Genomic DNA, 14,634 nt, shown 5'->3' with positions numbered 1-14,634 from the left:
CGGGTCCTCCGCACACCCTGCGGTGGACACGAAGGTGACGTTGGCGGGCAGGGTGTCGGTGACGGTGACGTTCTGGGCGTCCGACGGGCCGTTGTTGGTCACCGTCACCGTCCACGTGACGTTCTCACCCGCCACCACCGGATCGGTGTCCAGCACCTTCGCCACACCCAGATCCGCCGACGTCGTCACCGGCGCTGGCGCCGAGGAGATCGTGTTGTTGAACCCGTCGGGATCGGCGGTGTCGGAGCTGACGACAGCGGTGTTGGCGATCGTCGACCCATCAGCAGCGTCGGCGGCGAGCAGCCCGGTGATCGTGTAGCTCGCCGAGGCGCCGGCTGCGATCGTGCCCAGGCTGCAGGTCGGGTTCCCGGCCGGGTCCTCGACACAGCCGGCAGTCAACACGAACGTCACGTTGGCCGGCAGCGTGTCTGCGACCCTGACGTTCTGGGCGTCCGACGGCCCGTTGTTGGTCACCGTCACCGTCCAAGTCACGTCCTCACCGGCCACCACCGGGCTGGTGTCGAGCACCTTCGCGACCCCCAGATCCGCCGATGTCGTGACCGGAGCGGGCGCCGACGAGACCGTGTTGTTGAACCCGTCAGGATCCGCCGTCGACGACGCAACCGTGGCCTGATTGCTGATCGTCGACCCATCGACCGCGTCCACCGCGAGCAGCCCGGTGATCGCGTAGCTGGCGGTGGCGCCGGCGGCGATCGTGCCGAGGCTGCAGGTCGGGTTGCCGGCCGGGTCCTCGGCACAGCCGGCAGTCGACACGAACGTCACGTTGGCCGGCAACGTGTCCGCGACGCTGACGTTCTGGGCGTCCGACGGCCCGTTGTTGGTCACCGTCACCGTCCAAGTCACGTTCTCACCAGCCACCACCGGGCTGGTGTCGAGCACCTTCGCCACCGCCAGGTCAGCCGAGGTGGTCACCGGCGCATCAGGCGTCGTCACCGAATCGTTGCCCGGCGTCGGATCCGCCGTGTCCGAGCTGACCGCGGCGCTGTTGGCGATCGTCGACCCATCAGCAGCGTCGGCGGCGAGCAACCCGGTGATCGTGTAGCTCGCCGAGGCGCCGGCTGCGATCGTGCCCAGGCTGCAGATCGGACTCCCGTCCGGGTCCTCCGCACACCCGGCAGTCGACACGAACGTCACGTTGGCCGGCAACGTGTCGGCGACGCTGACGTTCTGGGCATCCGACGGCCCGTTGTTGGTCACCGTCACCGTCCACGTCACGTCCTCACCGGCCACCACCGGGCTGGTGTCGAGCACCTTCGCCACCGCAAGGTCAGCCGACGTCGTCACGGGGGAGTCGACCGAGTCGCTGTTGTCGGAGAGGTCGGAGTCGAGGATCTCCGACGACGCGAACGCAGTGTTGGTGAGCACGGTTCCGTCGGGAACGGCGGCGTCGACGACACCGACGACGGTCACGGTGTCGGACCCGCCGGCCACGATCGGGGAGAGCGGGCAGAGGACCTGGCCGGGCGTGGATTCCGCGCAGGGGGCCAGTCCGACGAACGACACGTCGGCGGGCAGGAAGTCGGTGATCAGCGGGCTCTGGACGTCGGACGGACCGTTGTTCGTGAGTGTGACCGACCACGACACGGGCTCGCCTGCGACGACGACGGGCGTCAGCACCACCTTGTCGATCGAGAGGTCGACCTCGGCCACCACGGTCGCGTCGACCGAACCGGTGTCGTTCGAACCATCGGGATCGGTCGTCACCGACGACGCTGAGGCGCTGTTGGTGATCGTGGTGCCGTCGGCGACGCCCGAGGGCACATCGGCCGTCACCGTCACCGTGACAGCTGCGCCAGCGGTGATGATGCCGAGGTCGCACGGCGACGCATCGCCGGGACACGTGCCCTGACTCGGCACCAGCGATGCGTTCGTCACCTCGGGCGGCAGCACGTCCGTCAGCGTCACCGGGAGCGCATCGGAGGGGCCGTCATTCGTCACGGTGACGGTCCAGACGACCGGCTCACCGGCGACGGGAGGCGTGGTGACGACCTTCTCGACGCGGAGATCGGCACGCCTCGAGACCGGCGCCGTGACGCTCGCTGTCTTGGTGCCGGAGTTGGGATCGGTGGGTGAGGTGACCTCGGCGGTGTTCGTGACGTCGGTGCCGTCGGGGATGCCGGCGGCGAGGGTGCCGGTCACGTCGACCACGACCTGCTCGCCGGCACCGAGGGATGCGAGCGTGCAGGTCAACCCGGTACAAGCCGCGCCTCCCGAGCTCGCGGACGCGCCCGCCAGCACCCCGGTCGGCGTGTCGGTGATGGTCAGATCTTGCGCGTCGGACGGCCCGTTGTTCGTCACCGTGATCCGCCACGTCGCCGGCGCTCCGGCCACGAGCGGGTCGGTGACCGCCACCTTCGCGATCACGAGATCGGCGACGGTCGTCACGGGGTCGGTCGTGGTGGCGGTGTCGTTCGAACCGTCCGGGTCGGGTGTCGTCGTCGTGGCGGTTGCCGTGTTGACGAGGTCCAGGCCCGCCTCGGTGTCGGCGGCCAGGTCTGCCGTCACCGTGATGGTGGTGGTCGGCGTGCCGGCGGTGATCGTGCCGAAGTCGCACACGCCGGTCGCCGCGTCGCACGTCGCAGCTGTGGGAGGCGCCACCGTGAAGGTCGCCGTGTCGGGTTCCATGAACGACGGCACGACGTCGGTCACGACGACATCGGTGGCATCGGATGGCCCGTTGTTCGTGACGTCGATCTCCCAGGTGACCGGCGCGCCCGCGACCACCGGGCTGGTGATCGTGCGCTTGTCGACGGCGACGTCGGCGCTCCGGAGCACCGGCGTGGTGACGGTTGCGGCGGTGTCGCCGACGTTCGGATCGGAGGTGGCGACGGTCGCAGTGTTGCTGGTGTCGGGAAGGTCGTATGCAGGGATCAGCGTGCCGTCGATCGTCAGCGTGGCGACCTGGCCCACCAACAGCGTGCCCACCGTCCACGTCGGCGCCGCCCACGTGCCGACCGAGGGGGTGACGACCTGGGAGACGAGCTCGGCCGGCACGACGTCGTCGACCGTGACGTTCTCGGCCGTCGACGGGCCGTCGTTCACGACGGTCACCGTCCACGTCAGCGCACTTCCGGCCGTGGCGACGACGGGAGCGGCCGTCTTCGTGACGCGCAGCGAGACCTCGCGGATGGTCGGTGCGGATCCGATGGCCGGCGGTGTCGCACCCGGCGTGTCCGACCCGACGAACGCCACGTTGCCCACCGTGCCGGCCGGCGCAGCGGGATCGACCGAGCCGCGGACCGTGATCGTGGCGCTGTCGCCCACCAGCAGCGTCCCGAGGTCGCAGGACACGGCGGTGCACGAGCCTTGCGACGCGCTGAGGCCGTCGACGAGGTAGTCGCCGGATGGCGCCTCGGTGACGGTCACGTTCTCCGACGTCGAGGGCCCGTTGTTGGTGACGGTGATGGTCCAGGCGAGCGGCTGGCCGGCGACGAACGGTCCCACGCCCACCGGCACCTTGGACGTGGTCAGATCGGCCTGCCGGCCGAGCGTGGTCGTGGCGGTCGACGAGCTGCTGCCGCCCGGCGTGATCGTGGAGAAGTTCGCTGCGTTGTCGTAGCCGCCGGACGCCAGCGCCGGGTCGATGTCGGCGGTGATCGACACGAGGAGGTTCGCGCCGGGGGCGAGCTCGCCGAGTGGGCAGCTGATGAGGCGTCCGGCGACCGTGCACGCGACGGGTGCGGCGTCGACGGTGGCGGTCACCGAGGTCGGCGTGAACCCCACCGGCAAGGTGTCACTGAACGTCGACGCCTCGGCGGTCGAGGGCCCGGCGACCGTGCCCGTCACCTGCCACGACGCCGTGGTGCCGGCCAGCGGGTTCGGCGTGGTCGACGTCTTGGTGAAGGTCACCGCCGTCGCACGCTCGACGTCGGTGATGTGGTCGTCGCTGTTGTTGTCGGGCGCAGGATCGGTCGTCGTGCTGGTGACCGTCGCCGTGTTCGTCAGCGGCCCTGCGGGCGTGTCGGGGTCGAGGGTCGCCTCGTAGGTGACGCCACCGGTCGCGAGCAGCGAGGCGACCGAGCAGGTGATCGTCGCACCGCTCGCGGAACATGCGCCCGCCAGCTCACCGGTGCCCGTGACCGAGGCGGCGTTCAGTGTGAACCCGGCCGGCACGACGTCGGTGAGGACCACGTTCGCCGCAGCCGACGGACCGTTGTTGTCGACCGTCGCCTCGAACACGAACGGTGTGGCCGACCCGGCGATCGCGGGTGACGGACCGCTGTTCAGGCCCTTGGACACGACCAGATCCGCCACCGCGACCACGCCGGTGGTGATCGACGCCGAGTTGTTCGTGCCGTCGGGGTCGGCGCTCGTCGCCGTGACGGTCGCCGTGTTGTCGAGGTCGCCCGCCACCGTGGCCGGATCGGCGACGAAGTCGACGGTGTACTGCACGGCGGCACCCGACGCGAGCGTGGCGACACTGCACGTCAGCGTGCCAGTGGCGATCGAACACCCGGCCGGCGCGACGGGGCTGGTCGCCTGCGGGGGAAGCACGTCGGTGACCAGCACGCCGGAGGCGTCGCTCGGCCCTTGGTTGACGACGTCGATGACGTAGCTCCCGGCCGTGCCGGCCGTGATCGGATCGCCCGGCAGCACCTTCGTGATGACCAGGTCGGCGCTCGCGGCGAGCGCGAAGGAATCGGTCGACGAGAGCGTGCCGGTGAGCGGCGTCGAGGCCGAGACGGTCGCGGTGTTGCTCACGGTGCCCGGTGTCGCGTCGGCGGGGTAGGCGACGTCGATCAGCACCGTCACGCTGGCGCCGGGAGGCAGGTCGCCGATCGTGCAGACGACCGCCGTGCTGCAGGCTCCGGAGGATCCGGCTGCCCCGAGCGCAACGTTGACGACGCCGGTGATCGGATCATCGACGGTCACGCCGTTGGCGGTGGACGGCCCGTTGTTGGTCAGCGTGATCGTCCAGCGCCCGGGGGCGCCACCCGGCACCGGCACGGGGGAGGGCGCCGTCTTCACGATCGTGACGTCGCTCGTCACGTCGATCGTCCGCGTCGCCGTCGCGCTGTCGTTCGAGCCGTCCGGATCGGCCGTGTCGCCGGCGACGGTGGCCGTGTTCGACAGCACCCCGCGGGCGTCGGGGGAGAGGTCGCCGACGAAGTTCAGCGTCACCGTCGCACCGTCGGGGAGGTCGCCCAGGCTGCACGTGATCGTCGTCGTGCCGGTGCATCCGGGCGGGAAGAACGCGAGCGTGAGACCGGGCGGCAGTGGGTCGGTCACGACGACGTTGCGGGCGTCGGACGGGCCGGCGTTGACCACGGTCACGTCCCAGAGCACCTGCTGGCCGGCGACGGCGTTGATCGTCGTGAACGCCTTGGCGAGTTGCAGGTCAGCCTCGGGCACGACGTCGGCGACGTCGGTCGACGAGTCGTTCGTGCCGTCCGGGTCGGCGGTCGTCGACGAGACCGTCGCCGTGTTCGTCAAGGTGCCGGCAGCGACCCCTGCCGGGAGGTCCGCGGCCACGGTCACGGTGACGACCGCACCAGCTGCGAGCGGTCCGAGGTCGCAGGACAGCGACGAGGTGCCGGTTCCGGTGCACGTGCCCGAGGGTGCGGCGGTTGCCGACGTGATCAGGGCGCCGGCGGGAAGCGTGTCGGTCACCGTGGCGTCGGCGGTGTCCGACGGTCCGTTGTTGGTGACCACGATCTCCCAAGTGACCGGCGCACCGGGCACGAACGGCTCGCCGATCGCGCGCTTCGTGATCGACAGGTCGGCGACCGGCGCGACCGGCACCGTCGAGCTCGTCGCGTCGTTCGACCCGTCGGGGTCGGGTGTGGTCGTCGAGACCGATGCGGCGTTCGTGATGTCGGCACCGGTGAAGGCCGCCGAGATCGTGCCGCTGACGGAGATCGTCGCCGAACCGCCGGCCGCGATGGTGCCGAGGTCGCAGGATGCGCCGGTGCAGGCGCCCTGCGACGGGACCAGGGTGGCACCGGCGAATCCCGCCGGCGGGAGGGTGTCGGCGACGGCGACGTTCTCGGCGTCCGACGGGCCGGTGTTGTCGACGGTGATGGTCCACGACGCCGGCGAGCCCGCGGTGAACTCGACGAGGTCGCCGACCTTGGTGATCGACAGATCAGCCAGCCCCCTCACGTCGACGTCGGCGGTTGCAGTGTTGTCGCCCGGGGCGGGGTCGGTCGTGGTGGACGTGACGGTCGCCGTGTTGGTCAGCACGCCGAGTGCGTCGGTGCCGAGCGTGCCCTCGATCGTGATCGTGACCAGCGCACCGACGGCCAGCGTTCCGAGGACGCAGTTGACGGTGGCATCGCACGCGCCGGTCGTGGTGACCGGCGGTCCGGTCGGCGCGAAGCCGGCCGGCAGCACGTCGTCGACCTCGACCGACAGGGCGGACGACGGACCGGCGTTCGCCACTTGCACGACCCACGTGACCGACTCTCCTGCGACCGGGGTCGGGTTGGAGGGGTTCTTCGTGATCGTCAGGTCGGCGCGGCTCACGACCGGAAGGCTGACAGCCTGCACGTTGTCGGCGAGGTTGTCGTCGGGGTCGTCGGACGTCGCCGACGCCGAGTTGTCGAGTGTCGTCCCGGCGAACGCCGGATCGACCTGGGCGGTCACGGTGGCGGTCGCCGTGGCGCCGGCTGCGAGCGTCGGCACGGAACACGAGAGTGCGGGCCCGGCGAGCGAGCAGCTGCCAGCATCGATGCTCGTCGTCGCGCCGCCCAGCACGAGCCCCGCCGGGAGCGTGTCGCTGATCGAGACGTTGGCCGCGGCCGACGGCCCTTGATTGGTGACGGCGATCGTCCACGTGACCGGATCGCCCGCCACGGCGGTGGCGACGTCGGTCGACTTCGCGAGTGCGAGATCGGCCGATCGGACGATCGACGTGAGCTCGGTGGCTGTGTTGTTGGCCGGGGTGGTGTCCGCAGGGCTGGCGACGGTGACGGTGTTGGTGAGCACGTCGGTGCCCGGCGTGGCACTCGACGGCACGGTCCCGGTCACGGTGACGGCGACGACCGAGCCGGGCGTGATCGTGCCGAGATCGCAGGTGAACGCGACGGTGTCGCACGTGCCCTGGGCCGGCGTCATCGTCACACCCTCGAGCCCGGCCAGGTCGGCATCTGCGAGCGTGACGGTGCGGGCGTCGGATGGTCCGGCGTTCGAGACCTCGATCGTGTAGCCGATGGCCTCGCCGGCGACCGCCGGGTCGAGCGACTCGACCTTGGTCACCGAGATGTCGGCGACGGGCGTGATGGTCGCTCCGGCGGTACCGGCGTTGTCCGCCGGGTCCGGGTCGAGCGTGTTGGACGAGACCGTGACCGTGTTGGTGAACGCGCCACCGGTCGTGTTGGGGGGTGGGACGACCACGATGGTGGCCGAAGTGCTGCCGCCGGCCGCGAGCACGCCGAAGTCGCAGTCGACGACTCCCGAGATCAGGCTGCAGCGCGGATCGGTGGCCGCGTCGAGCGTCCAGCCGGGTGGCAGCACGTCGGCGGCGACGACGGCGTCACCGTCTGACGGCCCCGCGTTCGAGGCCGTCACCGTGAACGTCGCCGGCAAGCCGGGTGTGATCGGGTCGGTGTCGACGGTCTTGCTGGCGGATAGGTCGGCCGAGGTCGTGATCTCGAGGTCAGAGCTGGCGCTGTCGTTCGACACGGCCGGGTCGGGCGTCGTGGCGCCGCTGATCGATGCCGTGTTGGCGATGGTGCCAGCCGGCGTCGACGGGTCGACGTCGGCGGTGATCGCGAGCGTCGCCGACGCACCGACAGCGAGGCCGGCCGAGCTGCAGGTCACGGTCTGGCCGGCGATGACGCACGCCGCTGCGTCGATCGTGGCCGAGGTCGGCGTGAAGGCCGGGTCGAGGATGTCGACGACGTCGAACGGTCCGGCGGGGGACGGTCCGTCGTTCGTCACGGTGATGGTCCAGCTGGCGGACTCGCCGGCGGCGACGGGTGTCACGTCGGTTGCCTTGTCGACGCGGAGGTCGGCGATCGACGTCACCGTGGTCGTGACGGTCGCCGAGTTGTCACTGCCGTCGGGGTCGGTTGTCGTCGAGCTGACGGTGGCCGTGTTGTCGGTATCGGTGCCGGTGGCGGTGGCGCCGACGGTGATCGTCGCCGAGGCGCCGGCCGCAATCGGCCCGAGATCGCAGGGGAACGCAGCGCACCCACCCTGCGACGACGACACGGTGACACCGGCGAGGTCGCCCGGGAGCGTGTCGGCCACCGTTGCGGACGCTGCATCGGAGGGGCCGTCGTTCGTGACCGTGATCGTGTACGTGACCGGTGAGCCGATCACGATCGGGTTCGGGGCCACGGTCTTCTCGATGCGGAGATCGGCGACCGCGACGACCGGCGTGTCGAGGCTGGTGCTGTCGTTGCCGGCGACCGGGTCGGGCGCATCGGACGACACCGAGGCCACGTTCGTGAGGTCGGCGGTCTGGTCGGCCGGCACGGTACCGGTGACGGTGACGACGACCTGCCCGCCGTCGGCGATCGTGCCGAGGTCGCAGGAGACCGACGACGTTCCCGTGCACGTGCCGGCGTTGGACGTGACGGTGACGCCCGTGAGTGCCGGGAGGGTGTCGGCCAGCGCGACGTTGGTGGCGTCGGAGGGGCCGGCGTTGGCGACGGTGACCGTGTACGTCACGAGCTCGCCCGCGACGGCAGGGGACGGCGATGCCGTCTTCGTCACCGAGAGATCGGCGCTCTGCACGACGGGCGAGTCGAGCACCGCCGTGTTGTCGCCCGGGTCGGGGTCCGGGGTGGCGGCCGACGCCGTGGCGGCGTTGGTGAGCGTTCCGGAGGCCGATGTCGACACCGTTCCGCTCACGGTGACCGTGGCGTTGGCGCCCGGGGCCAAACCGGCGAACGTGCACGTCGTGCCGGTGCACGCGCCGCCGGCACTCGGTGTCAGCACGGGCGAGAGCAGTTCGGGCGGCAGGATCTCGGCGACCTGCACTGCGTCGGCGTCGGACGGCCCGTCGTTGACCACCGTGACGGTGTAGGTGAGCGGCTCACCGGCCGTGGCCGTGACCGGTCCTGCTGACTTGCTGATCCGGAGGTCGGCCTCGGCGTCGACTGCCGTGCTGACGGTCGAGGCGTTGTTCGAGGTGTCGAGATCGGTGACCGAACCGGTGACGGTCGCCGTGTTGTTGATCACGAGGGCGGGATCGGTTCCGGACGCGAGGGTCACGCTCACGTCGACCGTGGCCGACGCCCCGACGCCGAGGGTGCCGATCGTGCAGTTCAACGAACCGGTGCACGACCCTTGGGACGGCGTGACCGTGGCGCCGGCGAACTCGGCGGGCAGCACGTCGGCGACCGACACGTTGTCAGCGGGGTTCGGCCCGTTGTTGGTGACCGTGAGGGTGTAGCCGGCAGCCGCGCCGGCGATGAACGGCTCGGGGAAGGCGACCTTGGAGATCGCGAGATCGGCGAGGGGGTCGACGGGCGTGACGACCGAGTTGGTCGTGAACGTGAACGGTTGCCCGAGCGTCTGCGCGACGTAGTCGAACTGGGCGACGTTGGTGACGTCGGTGCCGGCGGCCGCGATGTCGATGGTGACGTCGAACTCGAGTTGCGCCGACTCGTTCGGCCCGATCGTGCCCCCGCCGGTGCTGGTCGCGCCGGTGCCGACGAATGCGGACACCCGCGTGCCGTCGAACTCGCCGGCGTCCCCGTCGGAGCCGGAGTCGCCGACCGGGCTGCCGTTGACGAGCATCGACTCGGGCACATAGGTGGTGTTGGTCGGGATCACGTCGCTGATGCGGGCGTCGAGCGCCGGATCGAGGCCGACGTTCGTCATCGAGACCGAGTAGTGGAGCACGTCGCCGACCTGGGCGGTGCCGCCGTTGACGTCGACCACCGTCTTCGTGATGGTCGGGAACTGCGGCGCGAAGAGGTCGATCTGCGTGGACACCATGCCGGGGAAGTAGGCGTCACCCGTGGTGGTCAGGCGGAGCGTCGCCGACGTCGCCGCGTTCGGGATGATGCCGGACACGTCGACCTCGTCGGCGTCGAACCCGAGCGTGTTCTGGTAGTCGGGGTTGCGACCGCCGTCGTTGGAGCCGTCGGTCGACACCGTGGAGTTGAAGAAGTCGTCCGACGGGTTCTGCCCGTTGCTCAACACGTTGCCGTCGAGGAGGAACTGGTCGCCGCGGATCCCACCATCGCCCTCGTAGGCGATCACACCGAGCTCAGCGTTGACCGGCCCGGTCGGCGGCGAGAGGAACCCCGACAGCGGGATGTCGAGGATCCGATCCGCTGAGCGGTTCGCCACCAAGCCGTAGCCGTCGAAGACCGTGAGGTTCCGGAGTGGTAGGGCCGGATCCTCGTAGGCGACGACGATCGCCCAACCCGCGTAGTCGTTGCGGTTCTCGTTGGCGCGGATGTTCGCGCCGAAGTACTCACCGGGGCCCGCCGCTGCGACCACGCTGGTGATGTCGGCGAACGCCTGGTAGTCCTGACCGAAGTTGTCGAGCTGGCTCGCTGTGACGGTGGTGTACGACGCCGCGCCCGGCACCCGCAGGTCGAGGCGGTTGCGCTGGCCGGAGTTCGATTGGGCGCCCCAGTAGAGGCCGGCGAAGAGCAGCGTCGCCCCGGCGGGGTACGAGACGGTTGCAGAGGACGAGTTGGAGGTCGACGGGTCGGAGTCGGCGTCGACCGGTGTCATGTCGAACTGGTTGTTGTACCGGCTGTTCGTGCCCGTCGGGTTCTGCACGGTGGCGCAGCTGCCCGGGCAGGTCAGCAACGTGTTGCCGAAGATGTCGATCGCGCCGTTGGTGTCGGTCTGGAAGCGGATGCCGAACGCTCGGGCGGTCCTGGCCTCGACCGGGTCGGCGGCCGGTGCGATCGTGACGGCCGTCGAGGCGAGGATGACGAGCGCGGCGCCGAGGCGCGACGCGCGAATCGAACGTCGTCTCGCCCTCGCCCGGTTCACGCTGCTCAATGAAGGTCCTTCCGCCGGTCAACGCTAGTACGGAGACCCTGGTCAGATGGTCTCTGCGCGACCTTGACGGAATCTTGAGGAAGCCGGCCGAGGAGAGCTCAGACGACGTGAGCGTGCTCCGACCGGCGCAGCTCGAGACGGATCGACTCGGCGGCGGCATCGAGCGCCTCGCGCTCGACCGACGCTGCGGCGTTGGCGAACGACAGCTCGGCCATGTCGTTGGTCGGGATGACGTGGATGTGGGTGTGCGGCACCTCGTATCCCGCGATGATCACCCCGACCTTCTCGGGGGAGAACGCGGCTCGCTGGGCCTGGGCGATGTGGCGGGTGACCTCGAAGAGGTGCGCGGCCAGGTCGGCCGGTGCATCGATCCAGTGATCGATCTCGTCGATCGGCACGACGAGCGCGTGACCGTGCGCCATCGGGTTGATCGACATGAACACGACGCAGCGGTCGTCGCGCCAGACGAAGGTGCCGGGGAGCTCGCCGTTGATGATCCGCGTGAACACCGTGGCCATGGCCGCAATCTACGTGCCGGGCCGCGGCCTAGGCTCACCCACGTGACCGGCTCGACCGACATCGCAGCCCCGGACGGCGAGGTCGACACGCTCTGGACCGTCCCGAACCTCGTCACGCTCGTCCGGTTGCTCTGCCTGCCCCTGTTCGTGTGGCTGCTGTTCGGCCTGCCGTCGCGGCAAGCGGCGGCGTGGGTGCTCGGCGGGCTCGGCGCCACCGACTGGGTCGACGGCTACCTGGCCCGCCGACTCGGCCAGACCAGCGAGTTCGGCAAGAAGTTCGACCCGACGGTCGATCGCCTGCTGTTCGTGGTCGGCATCGTCGCGATCATCGTCAACGACTCGATCCCGCTCTGGTTCGCGATCGCGGTGCTGGCCCGCGAGGTCGTGGTCGGTGCGACGATCGCCGTCGCGACGGTGTTCTTCGGCATGGCGCGGTTCGACGTCACGTGGTGGGGCAAGACGGCCACGTTCCTGCTGATGTTCGCCGTGCCCGGGTTCCTGATGGGCAACAGCAGCATTCCGATCGCCGATGCGTTCACGGTCGCCGCGTGGTGCTTCGGCATCCCCGGTCTCGTCCTGAGCTACTACACGGCGATCGCCTACGTGCCCGCGATCCGTGCCGGTCTGGCCGCTGGGCGTGAGACGGGATCCGAGCGTTCACGGTCGAGTTGACCGGGCCGATACGGTGGTGCCCCATGAACGTCCCCGACGAACTGCGCTATACGGCCGAACACGAGTGGGTTCGGCGCCTCGATGACGGGTCGAGGGTTCGGGTCGGCATCACCGACTACGCGCAAGACGCGCTCGGCGACGTGGTCTTCGTCGACCTGCCCGATGTCGGCGACGCCGTGGCAGCCGACGACGCGGTCGGCGAGCTCGAGTCGACCAAGTCGGTGTCCGAGATCTACGCGCCCGTCGCGGGCTCGGTGGCTGCCGTCAACGAGGCGCTCGCGGACGCACCCGAGTTGCTCAACGAGGACCCGTACGGCGAAGGTTGGCTGTACGACATCGACATGAGTGCCGATGCCGATCTCGACGCGCTGCTCGACGCCGCTGGATACCGAGCCCTGACCGAAGGCTGACCACCATGTCCTACGTGTACTGCAACCAGTGCGGTCATCGGAACCCGCCCGACAGCAACTTCTGCTCGAGCTGCGGCTCCCCGCTCGACCTGCTCGACGACCGGACCATCACGCTCGCCGCGGTCGATCCGCTCCAGGACGCTCCGGGCACCGACGACGACCTCGTCATCCCGGTGGGCGAGCTCGCCAAGGGGTACGGCGTGCTGATCGTCCGCTCCGGCGAGCAGTCGGGCGCCCGGTTCACGCTCGACAGCGATCTGACCAGGCTGGGGCGTCATCCCGACAGCGAGATCTCGCTCGACGACATCACGGTGTCACGACGCCACGCCGAGGTGCAGCGCACCGCCGACGGGTACGTCGTCGCCGACTCCGGCTCGCTCAACGGCACCTACGTCAACCAGGAGCGCGTCGAGCGGGCGTCGCTCCACCACGGCGACGAGCTGCAGATCGGCAAGTTCCGTCTGGTCTTCTTCGAGCGCACCGATGGCTGAGGTCAAAGACGCCAGCCACCTCTCGATCGGCGAGGTCCTCGGCATGCTGCTCGAGGAGTTCCCCGACGTGACGATCTCGAAGATCCGGTTCCTCGAGAGCCAGGGCCTCATCTCGCCCGAGCGAACGTCCTCGGGCTACCGCAAGTTCTACGACGAGGACGTCGAGCTGTTGCGCGTGATCCTCACCGAGCAACGTCAGAACTACCTGCCGCTGCGGGTCATCAAGGATCGGCTCGATTCGGGCGAGATCGATCCGACCGGCGAGCACCTGCGGCCCGGCGACGACGCCGCCGAGGACGACCAGGCCGACGAGAGCGGCACGGCCGGCGAGGCCGAGGCCGACCCTCGACCTCAACTCGAGGGTGATGCCGACGCGGTCGACGAGGCGGCCGGCGAGTCGGTGCCGGCGGCCAGCATCGCAGCCCACCCGTCGTCGGGCCGCAACGGCGACCCGGCCGAGGCACCCACGGTCGACGAGCCCGACGAACCGGCGCCCCAGTTGCTGCCGAGCGTGCTGCTCGACCGGGCCGAGCTCTGCAGCATGGTGTCGATGACCGACAGCGAGCTCGACCAGCTCGAGTCGTTCGGCATCGTCGTGCCCCGCGAGTCGACGGGGGTGGCCCTCTACGGCGACGACGCCGTCGAGATCGCGAAGCCGGCATGTGAGCTGTTGCGGGCGGGCGTCGACGCCCGCCACCTCCGGACCTTCCGCACCGCCGCCGAGCGAGAGGTCTCGCTGTACGAGCAACTGGTCACCCCTCGCTTCCGGCAGCGGAGCCCCGAGGCCCGGGCCGAGGCACTCGAGCAGCTTCGCCGACTCGACGTGCTCGGCGGCACGATCCGGGCCGCGATGACCCGGCATGCCCTGCGCCACCACTTCGAGCAGTGAGCCTCGGTAGTGAGCCTCGGTAGGCGTTCGGCAGCCCGACGAAGCGGGGTTGCTGCGGGGGAGTAGTGTCGCGAGCGTGAGAGCGATGGAGCTGGTCGGCGTGCGGGTCGAGATCCCTGCGAACACCCCCATGGTCCTGTTGCAGGAGCAGGAGGGCGACCACCGCCTGTTGCCGATCTACATCGGTAGCCCCGAGGCCTCGGCCATCCACTACGCACTCGAGGGCATCGACCCACCGCGACCGATGACCCACGACCTGTTCGTGACCGTGCTGGGCGAGCTCGGCAGCTCGCTCGAGCGCGTCGTCGTCACCGAGGTCCGCGATCACACGTTCTACGCCGAGCTGCACCTGCAGGGCCACGACGGTGAGCACATCGTGTCGAGCCGGCCCTCCGATGCGATCGCCCTGGCGGTTCGCTGCGACGCGCCGCTGTTCGCGTCCGACGACCTGCTCGACGAGGTCGGGCAGGTGCCCGAGCCCGAGCCGGCCGAGGAGTCCGAGGAGATCATCGACGAGTTCAAGGACTTCATCGACAGCGTCAGCCCCGACGACTTCGCGTCCTGACCCGGAGCCGACGCACCCGAGGCAACAATTCGTTGACGCCGCGCGCGCTCGGGCGTAGGCTCACAGGTCCGTAGTTACACCGGTGTATGGCCCACGACCCGGTGCAACCACACCCTGGTTGGGCAGGCAGCCGCATACGCGGCACGACACA

At 70.0% G+C, this 14,634-nt stretch carries 7 protein-coding genes; 5 read left to right on the top strand and 2 right to left on the bottom strand.

Annotated features, from left to right (window positions below; translation table 11 throughout):
- A partial coding sequence (locus QNJ12_RS08135) for a hypothetical protein (protein WP_300621370.1) occupies window positions 1-10,929 on the bottom strand: 10,929 nt, incomplete at its 3' end.
- Between the two features lie 107 nt (window positions 10,930-11,036).
- Window positions 11,037-11,456 carry an HIT family protein gene (locus QNJ12_RS08130; RefSeq protein ID WP_300621365.1) on the bottom strand — a complete coding sequence of 140 codons (420 nt, stop codon included), beginning with the start codon at window positions 11,454-11,456 and terminating at the stop codon, window positions 11,037-11,039.
- A 42-nt stretch (window positions 11,457-11,498) separates the two neighbouring features.
- Here QNJ12_RS08130 and QNJ12_RS08125 point away from each other — a divergent pair, with 42 nt between their 5' ends.
- The 5 genes from QNJ12_RS08125 to QNJ12_RS08105 all read left to right on the top strand — a co-directional run bounded on the left by QNJ12_RS08125 (window position 11,499) and on the right by QNJ12_RS08105 (window position 14,483).
- Window positions 11,499-12,128 carry a CDP-alcohol phosphatidyltransferase family protein gene (locus QNJ12_RS08125; protein WP_300621362.1) on the top strand — a complete coding sequence of 210 codons (630 nt, stop codon included), beginning with the start codon at window positions 11,499-11,501 and terminating at the stop codon, window positions 12,126-12,128.
- A gap of 23 nt (window positions 12,129-12,151) precedes the next feature.
- Window positions 12,152-12,538 (top strand): glycine cleavage system protein GcvH, encoded by a 387-nt coding sequence (gene gcvH, locus QNJ12_RS08120; protein WP_300621360.1) that lies wholly within the window; start codon window positions 12,152-12,154, stop codon window positions 12,536-12,538.
- 5 nt (window positions 12,539-12,543) lie between these two features.
- Window positions 12,544-13,029: an FHA domain-containing protein gene (locus tag QNJ12_RS08115; protein WP_300621358.1), complete on the top strand. Its 486-nt coding sequence runs from the start codon at window positions 12,544-12,546 to the stop codon at window positions 13,027-13,029.
- Complete coding sequence (locus tag QNJ12_RS08110) at window positions 13,022-13,918, top strand: MerR family transcriptional regulator (protein WP_300621355.1); 897 nt, start codon at window positions 13,022-13,024, stop codon at window positions 13,916-13,918. Before QNJ12_RS08115 ends, QNJ12_RS08110 begins: the two co-directional genes overlap by 8 nt.
- Window positions 13,919-13,994: 76 nt before the next feature.
- Window positions 13,995-14,483, top strand: coding sequence for a bifunctional nuclease family protein (locus QNJ12_RS08105; protein WP_367281766.1), 489 nt, complete (start codon window positions 13,995-13,997; stop codon window positions 14,481-14,483).
- The last annotated feature ends 151 nt before the right edge of the window (window positions 14,484-14,634 follow it).

The sequence above is a fragment of the Ilumatobacter sp. genome, from assembly GCF_030065885.1.
In the GTDB taxonomy this organism is placed as follows: domain Bacteria; phylum Actinomycetota; class Acidimicrobiia; order Acidimicrobiales; family Ilumatobacteraceae; genus Ilumatobacter.
The sequence above is the reverse complement of the archived record's forward strand: the minus strand, read 5'-3'. Positions and strand labels throughout refer to the sequence as shown.

What these genes read in the sequence shown, in the direction of transcription:
- QNJ12_RS08115 (WP_300621358.1), top strand. Translation starts at nt 12,544, where the DNA reads ATGTCCTACGTGTACTGCAACCAGTGCGGTCATCGGAACCCGCCCGAC.
- QNJ12_RS08130 (WP_300621365.1), bottom strand. Translation starts at nt 11,456, where the DNA reads ATGGCCACGGTGTTCACGCGGATCATCAACGGCGAGCTCCCCGGCACC.
- QNJ12_RS08110 (WP_300621355.1), top strand. Translation starts at nt 13,022, where the DNA reads ATGGCTGAGGTCAAAGACGCCAGCCACCTCTCGATCGGCGAGGTCCTC.
- gcvH (WP_300621360.1), top strand. Translation starts at nt 12,152, where the DNA reads ATGAACGTCCCCGACGAACTGCGCTATACGGCCGAACACGAGTGGGTT.